The organism is Paraburkholderia dipogonis (assembly GCF_042680985.1).
Lineage (GTDB): Bacteria > Pseudomonadota > Gammaproteobacteria > Burkholderiales > Burkholderiaceae > Paraburkholderia > Paraburkholderia phytofirmans.
Genome location: NZ_JBHUFR010000010.1, coordinates 116,541 through 137,858 on the forward strand (window position 1 = coordinate 116,541; position 21,318 = coordinate 137,858).

General features: G+C 61.3%; 19 protein-coding genes, 1 tRNA gene and 1 riboswitch. Of the genes, 16 read left to right on the forward strand and 4 right to left on the reverse strand.

Features of this window, described 5'->3' with window-relative positions; translation table 11 throughout:
- Window positions 1-11: 11 nt before the first annotated feature.
- On the reverse strand, window positions 12-494 hold the full coding sequence (gene nrdR / locus ACFSNN_RS13040) for a transcriptional regulator NrdR (protein WP_012431825.1): 483 nt from the start codon (window positions 492-494) through the stop codon (window positions 12-14).
- Between the two features lie 6 nt (window positions 495-500).
- Window positions 501-1,748 carry a serine hydroxymethyltransferase gene (glyA, locus tag ACFSNN_RS13045; protein WP_012431824.1) on the reverse strand — a complete coding sequence of 416 codons (1,248 nt, stop codon included), beginning with the start codon at window positions 1,746-1,748 and terminating at the stop codon, window positions 501-503.
- A 166-nt stretch (window positions 1,749-1,914) separates the two neighbouring features.
- Window positions 1,915-2,023: riboswitch (ZMP/ZTP riboswitch) on the reverse strand.
- 241 nt (window positions 2,024-2,264) lie between these two features.
- On the opposite strand from glyA, the gene ydfG reads away from it, so the two are divergent.
- The 13 genes from ydfG to ACFSNN_RS13110 all read left to right on the forward strand — a co-directional run bounded on the left by ydfG (window position 2,265) and on the right by ACFSNN_RS13110 (window position 14,908).
- On the forward strand, window positions 2,265-3,011 hold the full coding sequence (gene ydfG, locus ACFSNN_RS13050; protein WP_134457078.1) for a bifunctional NADP-dependent 3-hydroxy acid dehydrogenase/3-hydroxypropionate dehydrogenase YdfG: 747 nt from the start codon (window positions 2,265-2,267) through the stop codon (window positions 3,009-3,011).
- A gap of 70 nt (window positions 3,012-3,081) precedes the next feature.
- Window positions 3,082-3,561 (forward strand): tol-pal system-associated acyl-CoA thioesterase, encoded by a 480-nt coding sequence (gene ybgC, locus ACFSNN_RS13055; protein ID WP_134457079.1) that lies wholly within the window; start codon window positions 3,082-3,084, stop codon window positions 3,559-3,561.
- 155 nt (window positions 3,562-3,716) lie between these two features.
- Window positions 3,717-4,394 carry a protein TolQ gene (gene tolQ / locus ACFSNN_RS13060; protein WP_012431821.1) on the forward strand — a complete coding sequence of 226 codons (678 nt, stop codon included), beginning with the start codon at window positions 3,717-3,719 and terminating at the stop codon, window positions 4,392-4,394.
- A gap of 10 nt (window positions 4,395-4,404) precedes the next feature.
- Window positions 4,405-4,851, forward strand: a complete 447-nt coding sequence (tolR, locus tag ACFSNN_RS13065; RefSeq protein ID WP_012431820.1) for a protein TolR — start codon at window positions 4,405-4,407, stop codon at window positions 4,849-4,851.
- A complete protein-coding gene (gene tolA / locus ACFSNN_RS13070; RefSeq protein WP_134457080.1) occupies window positions 4,848-5,885 on the forward strand; it encodes a cell envelope integrity protein TolA in 1,038 nt (345 codons plus the stop codon). Before tolR ends, tolA begins: the two co-directional genes overlap by 4 nt.
- A gap of 140 nt (window positions 5,886-6,025) precedes the next feature.
- The gene (gene tolB, locus ACFSNN_RS13075; RefSeq protein ID WP_012431818.1) at window positions 6,026-7,318 is read left to right on the forward strand and encodes a Tol-Pal system beta propeller repeat protein TolB; all 1,293 of its coding nucleotides are present in this window, start codon (window positions 6,026-6,028) and stop codon (window positions 7,316-7,318) included.
- Window positions 7,319-7,351: 33 nt separating this feature from the next.
- Entirely contained in the window at window positions 7,352-7,861 is a 510-nt protein-coding gene (gene pal / locus ACFSNN_RS13080) for a peptidoglycan-associated lipoprotein Pal (protein WP_012431817.1), read from the forward strand.
- Between the two features lie 19 nt (window positions 7,862-7,880).
- Window positions 7,881-8,630, forward strand: a complete 750-nt coding sequence (gene ybgF, locus ACFSNN_RS13085; protein ID WP_041758249.1) for a tol-pal system protein YbgF — start codon at window positions 7,881-7,883, stop codon at window positions 8,628-8,630.
- Between the two features lie 186 nt (window positions 8,631-8,816).
- A tRNA-Lys gene (locus ACFSNN_RS13090) sits at window positions 8,817-8,892 on the forward strand.
- A 1,187-nt stretch (window positions 8,893-10,079) separates the two neighbouring features.
- Entirely contained in the window at window positions 10,080-11,300 is a 1,221-nt protein-coding gene (locus ACFSNN_RS13095; protein WP_134457081.1) for a porin, read from the forward strand.
- A gap of 239 nt (window positions 11,301-11,539) precedes the next feature.
- The gene (locus ACFSNN_RS13100; protein WP_134459014.1) at window positions 11,540-12,997 is read left to right on the forward strand and encodes a C69 family dipeptidase; all 1,458 of its coding nucleotides are present in this window, start codon (window positions 11,540-11,542) and stop codon (window positions 12,995-12,997) included.
- 497 nt (window positions 12,998-13,494) lie between these two features.
- Entirely contained in the window at window positions 13,495-13,860 is a 366-nt protein-coding gene (locus ACFSNN_RS13105; protein WP_134457082.1) for a hypothetical protein, read from the forward strand.
- A gap of 235 nt (window positions 13,861-14,095) precedes the next feature.
- Window positions 14,096-14,908 (forward strand): mechanosensitive ion channel family protein, encoded by an 813-nt coding sequence (locus tag ACFSNN_RS13110; RefSeq protein WP_012431812.1) that lies wholly within the window; start codon window positions 14,096-14,098, stop codon window positions 14,906-14,908.
- A gap of 132 nt (window positions 14,909-15,040) precedes the next feature.
- Here ACFSNN_RS13110 and ACFSNN_RS13115 read toward each other — a convergent pair whose 3' ends face one another.
- Complete coding sequence (locus ACFSNN_RS13115) at window positions 15,041-15,712, reverse strand: DedA family protein (RefSeq protein ID WP_134457083.1); 672 nt, start codon at window positions 15,710-15,712, stop codon at window positions 15,041-15,043.
- A gap of 206 nt (window positions 15,713-15,918) precedes the next feature.
- Between ACFSNN_RS13115 and mutL the strand changes: the two genes are divergently transcribed.
- Window positions 15,919-17,994: a DNA mismatch repair endonuclease MutL gene (gene mutL / locus ACFSNN_RS13120; RefSeq protein WP_134457084.1), complete on the forward strand. Its 2,076-nt coding sequence runs from the start codon at window positions 15,919-15,921 to the stop codon at window positions 17,992-17,994.
- Window positions 17,995-18,039: 45 nt separating this feature from the next.
- Window positions 18,040-18,987: a tRNA (adenosine(37)-N6)-dimethylallyltransferase MiaA gene (miaA, locus tag ACFSNN_RS13125; RefSeq protein WP_134457085.1), complete on the forward strand. Its 948-nt coding sequence runs from the start codon at window positions 18,040-18,042 to the stop codon at window positions 18,985-18,987.
- Between the two features lie 72 nt (window positions 18,988-19,059).
- Here miaA and purM read toward each other — a convergent pair whose 3' ends face one another.
- Complete coding sequence (purM, locus tag ACFSNN_RS13130; protein WP_012431808.1) at window positions 19,060-20,127, reverse strand: phosphoribosylformylglycinamidine cyclo-ligase; 1,068 nt, start codon at window positions 20,125-20,127, stop codon at window positions 19,060-19,062.
- 71 nt (window positions 20,128-20,198) lie between these two features.
- Between purM and ACFSNN_RS13135 the strand changes: the two genes are divergently transcribed.
- Complete coding sequence (locus ACFSNN_RS13135) at window positions 20,199-21,275, forward strand: AI-2E family transporter (RefSeq protein ID WP_134457086.1); 1,077 nt, start codon at window positions 20,199-20,201, stop codon at window positions 21,273-21,275.
- Window positions 21,276-21,318: the final 43 nt, after the last annotated feature.

The following is a 21,318-nucleotide window of genomic DNA, read 5'->3' on the forward strand; positions in this document are numbered from 1 at the left end:
TGCGGCTGCGTTCAGCGCTTGCGGGAAGGCTTGGGAGGAGAAGAAGCGCGGCGAAATTCTTCAATCACGTCTTCGAATTCGGAGACGTCTTCGAAACGCCGGTAAACGGAAGCAAAACGAACGTAGGCAATGGTATCGAGCGCACGCAATTCGTTCATCACGAGTTCGCCGAGGCGCTCGCTGCGCACTTCGCGCTCGCCGCTGCCGAGCAGCAGATACTCGATGCGGGCAACCGCGGCGTCGATCGCGTCAGCTGCCACCGGGCGCTTGCGCAGCGCCAGTTGCATGCTCGCGACGATCTTGCGGCGGTCGAACTCGGTGCGGCTGCCGTCCTTCTTGACGACCGACGGCAACGCCAGCTCGACCCGCTCATACGTCGTGAAACGTTTGTCGCAGGCCGGGCAACGGCGGCGCCGGCGAATCGTCGCGCCGTCTTCGGATACGCGCGAGTCGACCACTTGCGTATCGGCGTGACGGCAGAAGGGGCAATGCATGGCGGCTTAGCGGTAAACCGGGAAGCGCTGGGTCAGCTCGGCGACCTGGCCACGCACACGTTCGATCGTGGCGGCGTCTTCCGGGTTGTCCAGCACGTCGGCGATCAGGTTACCCACCTGCTCGGCTTCCTTGACGCCGAAGCCGCGCGTGGTCATGGCCGGCGAGCCGAGGCGCACGCCGCTCGTCACGAACGGCTTTTCCGGATCGTTCGGAATCGCATTCTTGTTGACCGTGATGTGAGCGGCGCCCAGTGCGGCTTCCGCAGCCTTGCCGGTGATCTTCTTCGCGCGCAGGTCGACGAGCATCACGTGACTTTCGGTACGGCCCGACACGATACGCAGACCGCGCTTGACGAGCGTCTCAGCCAGCACGCGCGCGTTTTCGACGACTTGCTGCTGATAGGCCTTGAATTCCGGCGACAGGGCTTCCTTGAAGGCGACGGCCTTGCCGGCGATCACGTGCATGAGCGGACCACCTTGAATGCCCGGGAAGATTGCCGAGTTGATCTGTTTTTCGAACTCGGCCTTCATCAGGATCACGCCGCCGCGCGGGCCACGCAGGCTCTTGTGCGTGGTGGTGGTGACGAAATCAGCGTGCGGCACCGGGTTCGGATAGACGCCCGCGGCGATCAGACCGGCGTAATGCGCCATGTCGACCATGAAGTACGCGCCGACCGACTTGGCGATCTTCGACATGCGTTCAAAATCGATACGCAGCGAGAACGCGGAGGCGCCCGCCACGATCAGCTTCGGCTTGTGTTCCTGAGCGAGCTTCTCCGCAGCGTCGTAGTCGATGTCTTCGGCTTCGTTCAGACCGTAGCTGACCACGTTGAACCACTTGCCCGACATGTTGACCGGCGAACCGTGCGTGAGGTGGCCACCGTGCGCGAGGCTCATGCCCATGATCGTGTCGCCCGGCTTGAGCATGGCGAAGAACACGCCCTGGTTGGCCTGCGAGCCGGAATTCGGTTGCACGTTCGCGGCTTCGGCGCCGAACAGTTGCTTGACGCGGTCGATCGCCAGTTGCTCGGCGACGTCGACGTACTCGCAGCCGCCGTAATAGCGCTTGCCCGGATACCCTTCGGCGTACTTGTTCGTGAGTTGCGAGCCTTGCGCAGCCATGACAGCTGGGCTCGTGTAGTTTTCCGACGCGATCAGTTCGATATGCTCTTCCTGACGGCGATTTTCCTGCTCGATGACCTTCCAGAGTTCAGGATCGACGTTGGCGATGGTGCTTTGGGCTCTGTCAAACATACGGATTCCGTTGAATGTGTTCAGGTTGACCGGATCGTGCGCCGAATCTTGCGTAGAGGGTACGCAGCGCTGCTGGCGGCTGTGCCAGCCCTGACGTGGCGGATGGAGAGTCGCCGCACACGCGAGGCAGGACAGCCACCGTCAGCGCAGATCGATGCGCGCGGATCACGGCTGCCCAGGCGAACGGCAAAACGGCACCCTGCGCTTCACGGTGGGTTGCTCCACCTTGAATCCGGTTGTTTGAACCGGTTCTATCGCCAGTCACGCAGGGATGAGCGCGTTAGTTTATTGGAAGCGGATCGAATAGGCAACCGGCGCCCGGCCGATCCCGCAGATGCCCGCCTGGCGGCCCGCAGAGCCTTCTTATGCGGCGCACAACCGTCTGAGGAAAATCCCACGGAAACTCGCGTCGCCTCCCTGCCACGGCCTCTCGTGCGCTTGGTTCATCCTTGCCGCAGCGCCGCAATGGAAGTAGGCTTGGGGCCTTTCTCTCTTACCAGCCTGGGAACCACTGCAATGATCGTGTTCGTCACCGGAGCGTCCGCCGGATTCGGCGCCGCCATCGCTCGCGCCTTCGTCAAAGGCGGCCACCGCGTCATCGCCACCGCTCGCCGCAAGGACCGCCTGCAAGAGCTCGCCGACGAACTGGGCGACGCGCTTCTGCCGTACGAGCTCGACGTGCGCGACCGTGCCGCCGTCGAAGCCGTGCCGGCCTCCCTGCCGGCCGACTTCGCCGCCATCGACGTGCTGGTCAACAATGCCGGCCTCGCGCTCGGCATCGAACCGGCGCAGAAAGCCAGTCTCGATGAATGGAACACCATGATCGAGACCAATTGCACAGGGCTCGTCCAGGTCACGCACGCGCTCCTGCCCGGCATGGTGGAACGCGATCGCGGCCACATCTTCAATCTCGGCTCAGCAGCCGGCAGCTGGCCTTACGCGGGCGGCAACGTCTACGGGGCCACCAAGGCGTTCGTGCATCAGTTCAGCCTGAATCTGCGCGCCGACGTGGCCGGCACCGCGCTGCGGGTGACGAACGTCGAGCCCGGCCTGTGCGGCGGCACCGAGTTCTCGAACGTGCGATTTCGCGGCGACGACGCGAAGGCCGGCAAGATGTACGAAAACGTGCAGCCGCTGACGCCCGAGGACATCGCCGACTCGATCTACTGGATCGCCACGCGTCCCGCGCACGTCAACATCAACACGATCGAACTGATGCCGGTGGCTCAATCGTTCTCTGCCTTATCCGTCCATCGCGGCTGAAGTCCCGGCTGAAGCCCGCCGGACGGGGCGCACATCTTGAAACAGACCTGGGGGTGTGCGTTCCGGTAAAATGCGCCGCATGAATATGTCGACCAGCCAGCCCGGCGCGGAAATCGGCTACACGTGGCCAATCCGCGTGTACTACGAAGATACCGACGCCGGCGGCATCGTGTTTTACGCGAACTACCTGAAGTTTTTTGAACGTGCGCGCACCGAATGGCTGCGCGCGTGCGGCGTCGACCAGAACCGGCTCGCGGACGAAGCGGGCGCGATTTTTATCGTCCGCAGCACCGCGGTCGATTATCGGGCGCCGGCCCGGCTCGACGACGTGGTCAACGTGGTCAGCCGGATCGAACGGCTCGGGAGAGCCTCGGTCGATTTCGCACAAGAGGCGTGGCGGGACGGCACGCTGCTTGCTACCGGTTCCATCCGGGTCGGCTGCGTGGACCGCATTGCGCTGCGGCCGGCCGCGATTCCTCCGCCGGTTCTCGACGCCTTGCGGCGTGGGCCGAACGTGAGCGAGCCCCGCGTGTCAACGGACAACGAATGAACGCCGTTGTTACGGGGTCAGTGAACTCGTAACGATCAAGCAACACAAAGCATGGTTCGGCTTGCAATATCGCCGATGCTTCCGTTTTGCTCACGGCAAGCTTCGAGCGGCCTTGCAGCCGGACGCCCCCTTTCGGGACGTTAAAACGAACCTTTATGAACACTACACAAGATCTGTCGATCGTTTCACTCGTACTCAACGCAAGCCTGCTGGCGCAGGCTGTCATGGCCCTGCTACTGCTGTTGTCGCTGTTGTCGTGGACTTTCATTTTTCGCAAGTGGTTTGCGATCCGCCGGGCGCGCGCGCAAACTGAGCGTTTCGAACGCGATTTCTGGTCGGGCGGCGACCTGCAGGCGCTGTATCAGAGCGCTGCGAACAACCGTCACACGATCGGTGCACTGGAACGGATTTTCGAATCCGGCATGCGCGAATTCCTGAAAGGCAAGGAAAAGCGTTTGAACGATTCGGGCGCGATTCTCGACGGCGCACGGCGCGCCATGCGTGCCGCGTTCCAGCGTGAAATGGACGTGCTCGAGGCCAACCTCGCGTTTCTCGCGTCTGTCGGCTCCGTCAGTCCGTATATCGGTCTGTTCGGCACGGTGTGGGGGATCATGAATGCGTTCCGCGGCCTTGCCAACGTGCAGCAGGCCACGCTGGCCAACGTCGCGCCGGGTATTGCCGAAGCGTTGACCGCCACCGCCATCGGCCTGTTCGCCGCGATTCCTGCCGTGGTTGCCTACAACCGTTACGCGCACGACATCGACCGTCTGGCAATCCGCTTCGAGACTTTCATCGAAGAATTCTCGAATATCCTGCAGCGCCAGGCACAGTAAGGAGTCCACGATGGCAGGCTCTCGCTCCTCCAGCATGCGCGGCAGCCGCTCGCGCCGCGCGATGGCCGACATCAACGTCGTGCCTTACATCGACGTGATGCTCGTGCTGCTCGTGATCTTCATGGTGACCGCGCCGCTCGTGGCGCCTTCGATCGTCAATCTGCCGACCGTCGGCGGCGCCGCGCCGCAACAGCAAACGCCGCCCGTGATCGTCAACATTCGCGCGGACGGCAACATGAGCGTCAAGTACAAGGACGATTCGGGCGCGCAACAGCAGGAGAACATGACTAAAGCCGATCTGAACGGCTTCATCGCCGATCGCGCGCAATCGCATCCTGATCAGCCGGTCGTGATCGCCGCCGACAAGACCGTCAAGTACGAAGTCGTGATGAACGTGATGTCCGAGCTGAAAGCTCGCGGCGTCAAGCGCGTTGGATTGCTCGTCAAATCGCAATGATCCGCAAGAATTCCGAATACCCGCTCCAGCCACCGCGTGAACGCGGCACCGGGCGAGCCTTTGCGTTCGCGCTGGTGATGCACGCGTTGCTCGGGTTCTTCCTGTACCACGGCATTCAGTGGCAAAACAGCACCCCGGAAGGCGCGGAAGCGGAGTTGTGGACGGAGGTGCCGGATACGGCGATCCCGCGTCCCGTTCCGCCGCCGCCCGCTCCGGTCGTGGCCCCTCCTCCGCCGGTGCGCGACGACCAGGCAGACATTGCGCTGCAGGAAAAGAAGCGTCAACAGCAGCAAGCGGCGCGCGAGGCGCAATTGGCTGAACAACAGCGTCAGCAGAAGCTGCAGGCGCAACAGGAAGCCGAGGCGAAGCGTCAGCAGCAACTGGCAGCCGAGCAGGCGGCACAGCTGGCTGCGCAGAAAGCCGCGGCGGCCAAGCAGAAACAGCAGCAGCAACAGCAACAACAGGCCGACAAGCTGAAACAACAGCAATTGGCCGAGCAGCAGAAGCAACAGCAACTGAAGGAACAGCAGCAGGAACAGAAGCTGGAACAGCAGAAGCAAGCCGAGGCTGAAGCGCAGAAGAAGGCCGACGCGCAGAAGGCAGCGAAGGCCAAGGCTCAAGCCGAAGCCGCGGCGCAGGCAAAGAAGGCGGATGCCGAGCATCGCGCGCGCGTCGCGCAAATGATGCAGGGCTCGGCCGGAGGCACCAGTTCGAACAGCGACGGGCTTGGCAAGAGCGGCACGGGCAGCGGCTCGGGTGGCACGGCGACATCGCCGGGGTACTCTGACAAAGTGCGTCGCGCCGTGCGCCCGAATATCTCCTGGGGAGGCGAAACGAGCGGTCTGGAGACGGTGGTCTCCGTACGCTGCTCACCGACGGGTACCTTGCTTGGCGCATCGATTTCGCGCAGCAGCGGCAACGCGGCGTGGGACGATGCCGCACTGCGCGCCGTCCAGCGTACTGATCCGATGCCTCAGGACATCAATGGCAAAACACCGACCAGCTTCCTGATCACGTTGCGCCCGGCCGGTTGATTCACCGTAGTTTGACAATCAGTTGACAGCAGACTCCGCGCCCTGCCCACCGGGGCGCGCTCGGGAACGAATTAGTTCTTTTCGGGTCTGTCTGCTGTCTTGAAGTGTTAGTAAAACCGTTTTTGGGGAATCCATACAGCATGAGTTTGATGACCAAGCTAGGCCTGCGGACACTTGTAGCGTCGTGCCTGATCGCCGTCGGCGGCGCCGCCCACGCACAACTCAACGTCCTCGTGACAGGCGTCGGGTCCACCCAGTTTCCGATCGCAACGGCGAATTTCGCCAACGAAGCGAACTCGCCGCAGCAAGTCAGCACGATCGTGCGTCAGGATCTGCAACGCAGCGGCAAATTCACGAATATCGACGCGGGCTCCACGCCGGTTGCCGAAACGGATTCCGTCGACCTCGGGAGCTGGAAGGCCAAGGGCGCCAACGCCTTCGTGTCGGGCAGCGTGAACCGCTTGCCGAACGGCCAGTACGAAGTGCGCTTCAAGCTGTACGACACTGTCAAGGGCGAAAGCCTCGGCGGCCTCGTGCTGGTGAGCCCGGAAAGCGGCTTGCGCATGAGCGCTCACAAGGTCGCGGACTACATCTACGCGAAGCTGATGGGCGGCCGCGGCGTGTTCGCCACGCGCCTGTCGTACGTCATCAAGACGGGCGGCCGTTATCAGCTGCAGATCTCCGATTCGGACGGCCAGGACGCGCACATCGCGCTGTCGAGCCCCGAGCCGATCATCTCGCCGGCATGGTCGCCTGACGGCACCAAAGTCGCTTACGTCTCGTTCGAAAAGAAGAAGCCGATCGTCTACATCCACGACCTGCCTACGGGCCGTCGCGTGGTCGTTTCGGACCAGAAGGGCAACAATAGTGCGCCGGCGTGGTCGCCGGACGGACGCACGCTGGCCGTCGCGCTCTCGCGCACCGGCAACACGCAGATTTTCGCCGTCAATGCGGACGGCAGCGGCTTGCGCCGTCTCACGCAAGGCAGCTCGATCGACACCGAACCGTGCTTCTCGCCCGACGGCCAGTCGATCTATTTCACCAGCGACCGTGGCGGCCAGCCGCAGATCTACAAGATGTCGGCGCAAGGTGAAAACGCCGGCGCCGCGCAACGCGTCACGTTCACGGGCAGCTACAACACCAGCCCGCGCGTGAGCCCGGACGGCAAACAGCTCGCTTATATCTCGCGCGTGGGCGGCGGGTTCAAGCTGTACATCCAGGACCTGCAAGGCAACACCGCCACAGGCCTGACGGACACGACACATGACGAATCGCCGAGCTTCGCGGCGAACGGTCAGTACATTCTTTACGCCACACAGGTGAACGGCCGTGGCGTGTTGGCCGCAGTATCGACCGACGGTCGCACTCGGCAGGTCCTGTCCGTTCAGGGTGGCAGCGTACGCGAGCCATCCTGGGGCCCGTTTATGCAATAACGTTGATGCAATAACACAAGGAGAGTTATCAAAATGATGTCCAAACTTCGCTTCGCTTTTGCAGTATTGATGGTCGGTGCGCTGGCCGCATGTCACTCGGGCGTCAAGCTCGACGAAAACGCTAACAAGGGTGGTACGGTTTCGGCACAGCCGAACCCGAACGATGTCGCAACGGTCAACGTCGACCCGCTGAACGATCCGAACAGCCCGCTCGCCAAGCGCAGCATTTACTTCGACTTCGACAGCTACTCGGTCAAGGACGACTACCAATCGCTGCTGCAACAACACGCGCAATACCTGAAGAGCCATCCGCAACGCCACGTCCTGATCCAGGGCAACACTGACGAACGCGGCACCAGCGAGTACAACCTGGCACTCGGCCAGAAGCGTGCTGAAGCTGTGCGCCGTTCGCTGTCGCTGATGGGCGTGACGGACTCGCAAATGGAAGCCGTAAGCCTCGGCAAGGAAAAGCCGCAAGCTACGGGTCATGACGAATCGTCGTGGGCACAAAACCGCCGCGCCGACCTCGTGTACCAACAGTAAGTAACGGGTGATGAGCCGAATGACGCATCGTTTCTCCTGGCTGCGGTTTGCCGCAGCGGCCTGCGTCGCAGGCACGGCCTTCGCGGCTGTGCCCGCGCATGCGGGCATCTTCGACGACGACCAGGCCCGTCAGGCTATTCTCGACCTGCGTTCGAAGACCGATAGCCTGTCGAGTCAGTTGTCGGCCGCGCAGCGCACCATCCTCGATCAGTCCAACCGTCTCGACCAGCTGAATCAGCAGGTCGCCACGCTGCGTGGACAGAACGAGGACATGGCCAACCAGCTCGCCACGGTGCAAAAGCAGCAGAAGGACTACTACACCGATCTGGACACGCGCCTGAAGAAATTCGAGCCGCAGCAGCAGACAGTGGACGGCGTCCAGGGCGAGGTGCAGCCGGGTGAGACCGATTCGTTCAACGCGGCTTCACAGCAATTCCGCAACGGCGACTTCAAGAATGCCGCGGCGTCGTTCCGCACCTTCATCGCCAAGTTCCCGAACAGCCCTTACCAGCCGACCGCGCAGTACTGGCTCGGCAACGCGCTGTATGCACTGCGCGACTACAAGGGTTCGACGGCGACCTGGCAGGGCGTGGTGCAGAAATATCCGCAGCATCCGCGGGCGCCGGAAGCGCTGCTGGCAATTGCTAACAATCAGCTCGAGCAAGGTCAGAAGGCTGCGGCCAAGAAGACGCTGGAGCAGATCGTCGCGCAATACGGCGGCTCGGACGTCGCACAGTCGGCGCAGAGCAAGCTATCGCAGATTAAGTAGTTGTGGTATTGCTCAAGTAGTTGAGCAGTAACGCGCAGTGACCGACGTCATAGCCACGCGCGCCTCTCGCTGAAAAGCCCGGGTAGTGATGCCCGGGCTTTTCACTATCTGAAGTGCCGATCGCTCGGATTGCCGCGATGGGTTGACAGCGCGCCGAGGCTATCGCTATAATCTCGCTTCTCTTTTGGGTCGTTAGCTCAGCTGGTAGAGCAGCGGACTTTTAATCCGTTGGTCACAGGTTCGAATCCCGTACGGCCTACCAAAGACATGAAGGGCTCAGCGCAAGCTGAGCCCTTTTTCTTTGCTCCGCAAAAATGCGATCTGCGCCCTTGGCACATCGTCCGCAAATTGGTCTGGATCACGCGCTCCGCGTCGAAATCAAGGCTGGGAGCGCTGCCGATACCTCGGCTCCTCCTGAACATCCATGTTCAGATATTAACCAATCGTGTTGCGCGGCAGGCTCGTGAGACCCGCTATCTCGCGTGCCGACCTGTTCTGGCGATTGAACATCCGCCGCACCGTGCCGATCATCGTCATCGGGATCGTCCCCAAACACCCTGGCAGAAAAACTGGCGGGATAGGTTGACTGCCCGGCTCAATTTTCAGTCAGCGCGATCGGGCTGAATTTTGGTCCGCGTAAACACTATGTATAGCAAAGTCGAATACTCGACCGAAGAAATAGAATTTCCTCGAGTAGATTCGCGGCGATATGCTTCGATCTGTGCTCGCGCCAAGCGAAGGTTCGGTGAGCCGGTCACATATACGGTGGCGTACGACGCCCGTGCGGCATGGACGGCAATGGTTTGCAAAACAAGCAGAAGAGACACATCCGGCAGAGAAGCCCGCGAGAGACGTTCCCAAAAGGAATATTCCTCGCCGCGTCGGGCTGCAGTCATGCATGAGATCACACGTGAGCAGCTATTGATCCACCTCAAGCTGCCTGGAATGGGCGGGGATAATCGATAAACGTCGAAAGTAGTTATCTGCGCAAACATGCGAGAGCGCAGATAGCCTATTTTTGGAATGTTTAGAATTTTCTACAACGTTCATAAACGATAACGCAAAAGAGAGGCTACTCGAAATACGTCGACTTTTAAGTCGCTGAAAAATAATGGCAGCGACCTAAAATTGACGACTCCGATTCTTCAATATTATTCGTACTACCAACCACCACAGCAACATGGTTAACCAATATTGCGGAACATTCACTCGCCGGCCGAGTGCAGAAGTATAAAGCGCAGCAGCGGCCACAGCCGACTTTCATCTCTATACCCAGTGCCAACACTTCAAATCTAATTCAGTTATGACGGCAATCAAAAACGAAAATATCCCCATATAAAGCTTTGCACTGCCAATTTAAATCAGCTCTCCGGCAGACAGGAAAACAGATCCGATCACCACACAAAAAGATCCTTCGAGCCAAACCCAGTACCAACAAGGAAGCGAACGATGAAGCGAATAAAATACGTGAAAATTACCCTGACCAGCACTGCAGTACTGGCAGCCGTTCCTGCTCTCGCGCAAAGCAGCGTTACGTTGTACGGAATCGTTGATGCAGGTATCGGATACTTGAGCAGCTCGACGCCAAGGGGCGCCGCGACCGGCGGCAAGTCGTCAATTGCTATGAACAGCGGCATTTGGTCGGGCAGCCGGTTCGGGCTAAAAGGTAGCGAAGATCTGGGCGGTGGCACAAGGGCCATTTTCACACTGGAAGAAGGTTTCAACAGCGCAACCGGCGCCCAGTCGGTGTCCGGATTGGCGTTCAATCGCCAGGCATTTGTTGGCGTGGAGAATAAAAGCTACGGCACGTTCACAGGGGGGCGCCAGTACACTTCTTATTATCAGCTTCTGTCACCCTACAGTCCGACCAAATGGCTGACCGGCGCATACGGCGCCCACCCCGGTGATATCGACTCGCTCGATACGAGTTATCGTGTCAGCAACGAACTCAAGTATACGTCGCCGGTCTTCAATGGCCTGACGCTGGGCGGCTCCTACGCGCTGAGTGGTACTCCGGGGTCGCTGTACAGCGGCTCGACATGGAGCGTGGCGGCCCAGTATGCCAACGGACCAGTCGGCATCGCTACAGGCTTCATGAGGGTCAATAACGCGACAACGAACGGTGGTCCGTGGGGTTCCAACTCGACCCTGTCGAATAACGGCTCCCAACCCGCCGTCTCGGCAATCAATATCGGCTATCAGACCGCGAGAGCACAACAGCGCTTTGCGGTGACAGCGGGATATAACATCAACCCGCAATGGGACATTACTGCCTCGTACTCCAACGTGCAGTATGTTCCCGGCACAGGCTCCGCATTCCGTGACACGGCGATCTTCAATACAGGTGGCGCGGTGGTGCACTGGAGGCCACTCACGGCACTGGACCTGGCCGCAGGCTATAGCTACACGCGTGCGACGAAGGCGAACCGCATCTCCAGTCCTGCAAGCTATTCGCAGTTCAATCTCGTGCAGTACTACAGCCTGTCCAAGCGAACGGGCCTGTATGCCGCGGAGGCCTATCAACGCGCCGGAGGGCAGACGCTCCTGGCGAGCGCCACGAGCACCAGCATCGTCAACGCCACCGCATCGATCGGTGATGGCCAGAACAGCACGCCGTCGTCCTCGCGCAGCCAGGTTGGTATCGGCGTCGGCATGATCACCCGTTTCTAGTCGCCGTTGCCAGAACAGGCCGCGACCCGACCACGTCGCGGCCATGTCGTCCTTTCCGTTTCTCGGGATGGGACGACCGGCACTACTTCCACGTGCGATCCCACCCGGCAGGGCTTCTCCGCATCCGGGCGTGTGCGTCGCGGTGGCGATCGATGGGCCTGTCACTCTCTTTGGGGCGCTGTCCAATCGTCGCCGCCGGGCTCGTCGCCCAAGGGTTTCCTCACATTCAGGATATGAACATGAAACGAATATTTGCGGCGATCTTCGCTTTCGTTGCGTCTGCTCAACTATCTCTGGCCTGCACCACGATTATCGTCGGCAAGAAGGCCACGGTGGACGGCTCAATCCTCGTGGCCCGCAATGACGACGGTCCGGGAATAACTGCCGTCAACTTCCTCTATCATCCCCCCAGGCGCGACGGCTACACACTGCGCAGCGTCATGAAGAACAAGTTTTCATATGAGATGCCCTCGCATCTGATGGGCTACACAGGTTCTCCAAGAGGAAGTGGCAGTGCCTACGACGAGTCGGGGTTTAACGATGCCGGCGTCGGCGTATCGGCTACTGAAACCATCGTAAGTAACGCACGGACTCTGTCCGTCGATCCCTACGTAAAGGAAACGGGCATCGTCGAAGAAGTGATTCCCACCATTATTCTTTCGCAGGCGAAGTCGGCGCGCGAAGGAGTCGAGCTGCTTGGTGCGCTTGTTGAATCACACGGATCCGCGGAGGGCTTTGGCGTCGCGTTCGTCGACAGTAACGAAGCGTGGTATCTGGAAAACGCGGGCGGTCATCAATGGCTTGCCATGAAGATCCCGGACGACAGCTACTTTGTGTCGGCTAACCAGTCGCGACTTGGCGAATTCGATCCTGACGACCACAACATTCTTTCGTCCCCGAATCTGGTCGGTTTCGCACAAACGCATGGCCTGTACGATCGTGGAACAGATGGGCCGTTCAGCTTTCGCCGTGCATTCGGACGTGACAATGAGATCGACGTCAGGTACAACTACCCGCGGGTCGCTCAGCTCCAGAAGTGGTTTACTGCGAATGCTGCGGATCAGTCCGTCACGGCAAACGGCTTTCCGACGTTCCGGCGACCGGATCACCCGGTGGCGGTGACGGATGTCCAGCGTGCGCTGCAGGACTACTTCGCCGGGACGCCGAGCGATCCTTACACAAGCGGAAATCCGGCCGCTACGGCGAGACCGATTTCGGTCTATCGCACCTATCAGTCGCATGTGCTGCAAACGCGCAAAGGACTGCCGGAAGGAATCGCCAACGTGGAGTACCTCGACCTTGGCATGACTGCGCTCGGAATCTATCTTCCGTTCTACCAAGGCGCGGCGATCCCGGAATCCTATCGGGGCGTCACCGGCGATTCAGACGACAGCAGCGCATTCTGGCAATTCCGCAAGGTCCAGTTGCTCGCGATGCAGGACTTCCCCCACCTCGCTCCAATCGTGCGTAGCCGATACGACGCATTGGCATTGGCGATTGCCGACAAGCAATTGCAGTTTGAGAAAGACTACGCGCGGGTTGCAAAGACCGACCGGGTCGAGGCAGACCGTATGCGGGATCGGTTCACGCGCGGGAATGTCGACGCCGCGCTCGCGGTATCGCGAGAACTTGTCAATACTCTCGTCACGCAACTTTCCCTGCGGACAAACCAGTTGTACAGATTCCCGGGCTCATAAAACGACTGTTCGCGCGCGAGAGGGAGTGCCCTCGGAATTCGGACTTTTCTGTATGCAGAGTCGATGGCTGGGTACTGAGGAAAATCGAGAGAGGGACTGCAAGCCGGCCGTTTGACTGTGGTTGAGTTTGCACCGGGTAACTGATCACCGGCAAAAGTGCCATTCACGCCGACCTCTCCGGCACGCCCTTCTCTCTCGCGCGCCGACACCCAGAAAGTCACGCAAAAACGCTCGTGAAATTTATATCGCAGCCACATATAAATACCAATCACGTTGCGGAAATTTCCCGCAACACTCAACGCCATTTCCACAACACAACCGCGTTTTCCCACGCCAACACGATTGGTACAAACAGGAAACAACGGACTCCGAACTGGACATTTATTGAGACGTAAAGACGTGCAATGATCGCGGCCGGTCCGGCGAAATACGCTGCGACTCTGCGTGAGCAGACGCTTTGGTAACGCCGCAGCCCCCTGCGCTTTCATTTCATCGATATGACTAATTTCCTGTTCGACCTGTTCTCGAACCTGGCTCTGCTTGCCTTCGTGCTGGCAGCCTGTCACTTGTGCAATCGCTTCGTCCCCGGCGCGTCACTCAATGGTTCGCATATATTCGCCGCGCTGGCATCGGTCGCATTCCTGCTCGATGCCGCGCTGACCTTCCTGGTATTCGCCGACTCGCAGAGCCGCTACGGTCAGTTCAGCACATCGACTGCATTCTTCGAGCGCGGCGGCGCCTACCTGCTCGCGATCATCGCCGCTTTCATCCCGCGTCGCGCCGCACGCCGGACAAAAGTCAGCGCCGACAAAACGCTCGTCATCCACACTTCGCCGTATTCGAAATCGAATCTGCCAATGTAAGCCACGGCAAGCGCGGTCGAGCCGAAAGCTTCCGCCGAGCCGCCTGCTTTTTCCCGCCAGACATGGCATATGAGCAACTGGAACGGTCCTTGCGCATGCCCGCGCCGTCGCCTATAACTTCCGAAGACCGAGTGGTACCCCGAGTTACCATTTGCGCCCGCCGCCGGGCATTTGCCGCTGTATTGCACCACCGCTGTCCAATCAGTCGAAGGCAACTCACCCAGCGAGGAACATCTTGGATCTCGAAACCGTACGCGTCTTCATCATGACCCGAGGCATCGACCTCGGCACCAAGGTCGTCGGGGCGATCGTCCTTTGGATCGTCGGCCGCTGGCTCATCGGCTTGATCACCGGACTACTGCGCAAAGTGCTGGCGCGCAACGGCCGGGTCGATCCCACGCTGGCGCATTATCTCGGCTCGATTCTCGGCGCACTGCTGAACCTGCTGCTGATACTCGCGATCCTGCAGGTATTCGGTGTCCAGACAACGTCGTTTGCCGCACTGCTCGCCGGCCTGGGTCTCGCGATCGGCACTGCCTGGGGCGGCCTGCTTGCGCACTTCGCAGCGGGCGTGTTCATGCAGGTATTGCGGCCGTTCAAGGTCGGCGATTTCGTCACCGCGGGCGGCGTCACCGGCACGGTTTCGGAGTTGGGTTTGTTCGGCACGACTATCGTGACGCCGGACAACGTGACGACCATCGTCGGCAATAACAAGATCTTTTCCGACACTATCTCGAACTACAGCATCCTCCCGGTGCGGCGCGTCGAACTGACGGCGAAGATCGCCAATGGCGTCGATCCGACTGACGCGATGAACCGGTTGAAAGCGGCCGTCACACAGATTCCGAACGTGGCCGAAAGTCCCGCGCCGGACATCGAAGTACTGACCTTCACGCCGGAAGGCCCCCTGCTGTGCGTGCGGCCTTACACGAACAATGAGCACTATTGGCAGGTCTATTTCGACACCAATCGCGCGATCATCCAGACGTTCAAGGAAGCCGGCTACCCGACGCCGGAAACGCCGCTGGCGCCGCGTGCGGTGACCTGAGCATCGTCGCGAGACGCGGATGTCTCGCGTCGTCAATTGTCAAATCCATAGGATCTGGACGTACCAAAGAAAACGGCGTCGCTAGATTCGCGACGCCGTTTTTTTCATCTGGCCGGCTCTGCTTGTAGAACGTCAGCGGTTGTTCGCATTCGACGTGTTCTTGCGCATCATCTTCCACACCGCTCCGAGCACGACGGGCACGATCGCGGCGCCGATACCCACCAGCACGATCACATTCAGATACTGACGGATAAACGGAATGTTGCCGAAGAAGTAGCCGAGCAACGTGAGCAGCAACACCCAGAAAAAAGCGCCGGCAAAGTTGAACAACTGGAACCGGCTCACCGTCATTTCCGATGCGCCCGCAACGAAAGGCGCGAAGGTCCGCACCACCGGAATGAAACGCGCCAGCACGATGGTTTTGCCGCCATGCTTCTCGTAGAAGTTGTGCGTCTTCTGCAGCGCGGTGCGATCGAGAAAGCGTTCGAGAAAAGGAATGTGCGAATTGAATACCCGCGGCCCGATGGCCCGCCCGATCATATAGTTGACAGTATTGCCGGCGATGGCCGCCACAAGCAGCAACACGATCAGCAACCCAATGTTCATTTCGCCAGTCGCGCAAAAAGCGCCGCCGATAAACAGCAGCGAATCGCCCGGCAGAAACGGCAGGATCACGAGCCCGGTTTCGCAGAACACGATAAGAAACAGCACCGCGTAGACCCAGGCGCCGTACACATGAATGAAGTCTCCGAGGAACTTGTCGATATGCAAGACAAGGTTGACGAAATGTAGCAACGTGTCCAAAGAGAATCCTTTATGAAGCGAATATGACGATGGCAAGAACAGCCGTGTGAACAGGCCTGTTGACGATGGCGGCAAGCGCTCACTCGCCGCCGGAAATTGACCGCGTCATGATACAGAAAGTGCCCGGCCATCATTAAAAATCTCCCGCGCGCGGGTGTGCTTGCACGCGCTGCGGGCTTGCCGCGCCGAATCGCTATAATTTCGCCATGTCCGAATTCTCCGAAACGCCTGCCGGCCTCGACGCCGCGGCCGCGGTTTCCGCCGCCGCGCCCGCCCCACGCCCGTTACGCGCGATCCAGCCCCTTCCCGATCAGCTGATCAGCCAGATCGCCGCCGGCGAGGTGGTCGAGCGGCCGGCCTCGGTCGTCAAGGAACTGCTGGAAAATGCACTCGACGCGGGCGCGCGGTCGCTGCGCATCCTGCTCGACGAAGGCGGCGTCAAACGCATCTCGATTACGGACGACGGCTGCGGCATCCCCGAGAACGAACTCGTGCTTGCGCTAATGCGCCATGCGACCAGCAAAATCCGCTCGCTTGCCGAGCTGGAAGCCGTCGCTACGCTCGGGTTTCGCGGCGAGGCGCTGGCCTCGATTGCCTCGGTCGCGCAGATGACCATCACGAGCCGCACTGCCGACGCGGCGCATGCGGTGCGGGTGGACGCGGACACCGGCGTGCTGAGCCCGGCTGCGGGCACGCAGGGCACCACGATCGAAGTCCGCGAGTTGTATTTCAACACGCCGGCACGCCGCAAGTTTCTGAAGAGCGAGCAGACGGAACTCGGCCATTGTCTCGAACAGATCCGTCGCGCGGCGCTGGCGCGGCCGGATGTCGCGATTTCGGTGCTGCATAACGGCAAGGCGGTCGAACACTGGAACGCCAGCGAGCCGCCCGTGCGGGTCGCGAAGATTCTCGGCGAGACGTTCGCGACCGCCCATCTGCCGCTCGACGAATCCGCCGGACCGCTGGCCGTCTACGGTTGCGCGGGTCTGCCGACCGCGAGCCGCGGGCGGGCCGATCAGCAATATTTTTTCGTCAACGGCCGCTTTGTGCGCGACAAGCTGCTTACGCACGCCGTGCGCGCCGCTTATGAAGATGTCTTGCACGGCGAACGCTATCCGTCCTATGTGCTGTTCCTCGATCTGCCGCCTGAAGCGGTCGATGTGAACGTGCATCCGTCGAAGATCGAAGTGCGGTTCCGCGATTCGCGCTCGATTCACCAGTTCGTCTTTCACGCCGTGCAGCGCGCACTGGCGCGGCATGCGGGCGCATCGCCGGAAACAACGGCGGGCGGGCATGCGGCGCATCTGGAGCCCACGGCGGGCGGACCGGCTTCGTTTGGCGCGACGCCGTTGGGTGGCGCGGGCATCGGCGGCGGCGCTTTCGGCGCGAGCAACGGCGCAAGCGGCTTCGGCGGCGGCTTGGGTGGCGGCTTGGGTGGCACATCAGGCGGCGGCTTCGGCTCGTCGCAACCAGGCCCGTCAGGCAACACGTGGATGCGCCAGGCTCGCATGACGCAGGGCACACTGCCGGTCGCGCAACCGCTCGCGTTTTACGACGCGCTGTTCGGCCGCAGGGATACCAACGCGGGTACGGCAGAAGGCGCCACGCTGTTCGAAGCGCGCGACTCGGCGGCCGAATCGCCATCGCCGTACAACGCGTCAGCGCCCTACCCGGCGCCCGCTTTCCACGCCGCCGACGAGCAACCGCTCGGCTTCGCGCTCGGCCAGATCCATGGCATCTACGTGCTGGCGCAGAACGCGCACGGTCTGGTGATTGTCGACATGCACGCCGCCCACGAGCGCATTCTGTACGAGCAGTTCAAGAACGCGCTGGCCGATCGTACGATCGCCGTGCAGCCGCTGCTGATCCCGCAATCCATGCAGGCGGACCCGATCGAAATCGGCACGGTGGAAGAAGAGCGCGACACGCTCGACGCGCTCGGCTTCGACCTCGCCGTGCTATCGCCCACCACGCTCGCGATCCGCGCCGTGCCGGCGCTGCTGAAAGACGCCGATCTGCAGGCGCTGGCGCGCGCGGTTCTCTCCGATCTGCATGCGTACGGCGGCTCGCGCGTGTTGACCGAACGTCAGCACGATATGCTCGGCACGCTCGCCTGCCATCACGCGGTGCGCGCGAATCGTCGTCTGACGCTCGATGAAATGAACGCGCTGCTGCGTCAAATGGAAGCCACCGAGCGCGCCGATCAATGCAATCACGGGCGTCCCACGTGGTATCAGTTGACGCTGTCCGATCTGGATCGGCTGTTCATGCGCGGGCAATGACGTGACGCTGCTTCGACGCGCACCCGTTTGCCCATGACCGCGCACATGACGTCGCGCCCACCCACGGTCGTGCCATGCCTGCTCGGCCCGACCGCATCCGGCAAAACCGCGGCCGCGCTGGCGCTCGCCGCACGGCGTCCGGTGGAAATCATCAGTGTCGATTCAGCGCTGGTCTATCGCGAGATGGATATCGGCACGGCCAAGCCAACCGCTGAGGAACGCGCGGTGGCGCCGCATCACCTGATCGATATCGTCGATCCCATCGACGCCTATTCCGCCGCGCAATTCCGCGCCGACGCTTTAAGGCTGACCGCCGAGATCCACTCGCGCGGGCGGCTGCCGTTGCTGGTCGGCGGAACCATGCTGTACTACAAGGCGCTCACGCAAGGGCTCAACGATCTGCCCGCCGCCGACGCGGATGTGCGCGCCACGCTCGACGCCGACGCCGCACGCGAAGGCTGGCCGGCCCTGCATGCGCGGCTCGCCGCGCTCGACCCCGTAACGGCTGCGCGGTTGGCGCCAAACGATTCGCAGCGGATTCAGCGGGCGCTTGAAGTCTTCATGCTGACCGGACAGACCATGTCCGCGCTGCTGGCCGCGCCGGTCATGCAAGACGACTCCGCTGCCCGGTGGCGCTTCGTGCCGATTGCGCTGGAGCCGTCCGAGCGCAGCGTGCTCCATGCGCGCATCGAGAAACGCTTCGACGCGATGCTGGCCGGCGGCTTTATCGATGAAGTGGTAAAGCTGCGCGAACGCGGCGACTTATTGCCCGAGATGGCGTCCATGCGTTGTGTGGGCTACCGGCAAGTCTGGGAATATCTGGATGGCGTGGTCGATTATTCGACCATGCGCGACAAGGGCGTCTTTGCGACGCGGCAGTTGTGCAAGCGACAGCTCACATGGCTGCGAAGCATGCCGGAGCGGGTGGTGGTGGATTGCTGCGATCCGCACGCGACGGCGCGGGTGCTTGAAGCGGTTGAAGCGTTGCTTTGAGATTGCTGCAAAGTTTTGAACCCGCGAGGTGAAGACTATCCTCACACCACGCGGGTACCAGAAGCTTTGACTTTAGACCACGACAGTTTGAGCTTCGCCGGCCGCGCTTTCGCGAATCACGCCGATCTTCCAAACTTGCTCGCCGGCGGCCGACAGCAGACCGATTGCCGCATCCGCATCAGCAGCCGACACAACCACCGCCATGCCGATACCGCAGTTGAACACGCGATGCATTTCCGCATCCGCCACGCCGCCGTGCTTTTGCAGCCACGAGAACAGCGGCGGCAACGGCCAGCCACGATGATCCAGTTCGGCCGTCAGGCCTTCACGCAGCACGCGCGGAATATTCTCGACCAGGCCGCCGCCGGTGATGTGCGCCATGCCTTTGACGGCGATCTGTTGCATCAGCGCCAGCAGCGGCTTTACATAAATATGCGTGGGCGCCATCAGCGCATCGGCGAGCGAGCGGCCGTCGAAATCCGCGTTCAGATCCGGCTGCGCGCGCTCGATGATCTTGCGCACCAGCGAAAAACCGTTCGAATGGATGCCGCTCGAAGCCAGACCCAGCACGACGTCGCCCGGGGCGATGGTGCTGCCGTCGATAATCTTGCTCTTCTCCACCGCGCCGACTGCGAAACCGGCCAGATCGTACTCGCCGTCCGGATACATGCCCGGCATTTCCGCCGTCTCGCCGCCGATCAGCGCGCAGCCCGACAGTTCGCAGCCATGCGCGATGCCCTTCACGACCGTTGCCGCCGTGCCCACGTCCAGCTTGCCGCAAGCGAAATAGTCGAGGAAGAACAGCGGCTCGGCGCCCTGCACGAGAATGTCGTTCACGCTCATCGCCACCAGATCCTGGCCGACGGTGTCGTGTTTGTTCAGCTGAAACGCGAGACGCAGCTTGGTGCCGACGCCGTCGGTGCCGGACACCAGCACCGGCTCCTTGTACTTCTTGGGCACTTCGAACAGCGCGCCGAACCCGCCGATGCCACCCAGCACGCCGTCGCGCATCGTCTTTTTGGCAAAGGGCTTGATCGCGTCGACCAGGGCGTCGCCCGCGTCGATGTCCACGCCGGCGTCGCGATACGACAGACCTTGGGCCGAATCAGTTGAATTCGGGGCGGATTTCGGTTGATTCATGGGGAAGAGCTCGAAGGTCGGTAAAATGCGATTTTACCTGATCCGGTCGCGACGACACCTGGAAAACCACCTTGCAAGAGAACTCTTCGATCCTGACGCCTGTTCAGCGCCGCGCCTTCATCTGGGTGGCTATCGCGCTGGGCGTCGGCATTCTGCTCTGGCTGCTGAGCCCGGTCCTAACGCCGTTTCTGCTCGGCGCGATCCTCGCGTACATTCTGCAGCCGGGCGTGGCGTGGATGGTGCGCCGGCGCGTGCCGCGCGCTCTGGCCGCCTTGCTGATGATGCTGCTGTTCACGCTCGTCATGACGCTGCTCGTGCTGCTGGTTCTGGCTGTCATCCAGAAAGAAGCGCCGCAACTCAAGCAACAAGTGCCTGTATTCTTTGCGCACGTGAACGCCTGGCTGCAACCCAAGCTGGCCATGCTCGGACTCGCCGATTCGCTCGATTTCGCCAGCATTCGCGATCTGGTCATGGGGCAACTGGAAGGCAGCGCGCAAACCGTTGCTGTGTACGCGTGGACCTATATCCGCACGAGCGGCAACGTGATGGTGACCGTGGTCGGCAACGTCGTACTGGTGCCGCTCGTGCTGTTCTATCTGCTGTACGACTGGAACCGCATGCTCGCGCGTGCGCAGGTTGTCGTGCCGCGCCGCTGGCTCGACAAGACGCTGCAGCTCGCGCGTGACATGGACCAGATGCTGTCGCAATACCTGCGCGGCCAGTTGCTCGTAATGGGCGTATTGGCGGTGTTTTACGCGGTGGCGCTGACTATCGCGCGCTTCGAGATCGCCTTGCCGGTTGGTATTTTTACCGGACTGGCGGTGTTCATCCCGTACATCGGTTTCGCAACCGGCCTCGTGCTGGCGCTGCTCGCGGCGTTGCTGCAGTTCGGCGACTGGTACGGCTTCGGCGCGGTCGCGGTGATTTACGGTGTCGGCCAGATTTTGGAGAGCTTTTATCTCACGCCGCGGCTGGTGGGCGAACGGATCGGCCTGCACCCGCTCGCGGTGATTTTCGCGTTGCTCGCGTTCGGGCAGCTGTTCGGCTTTTTCGGTGTTTTGCTGGCCTTGCCGGTCAGCGCGATTCTGTCGGTCGCCGTGCGCGAGTTGCGGCAAAGCTATCTGACGAGCACGCTCTATAACAACTGACTGCTCCTTGACTATTTCGGCCCGTCATACGGCCGTTTGCGGC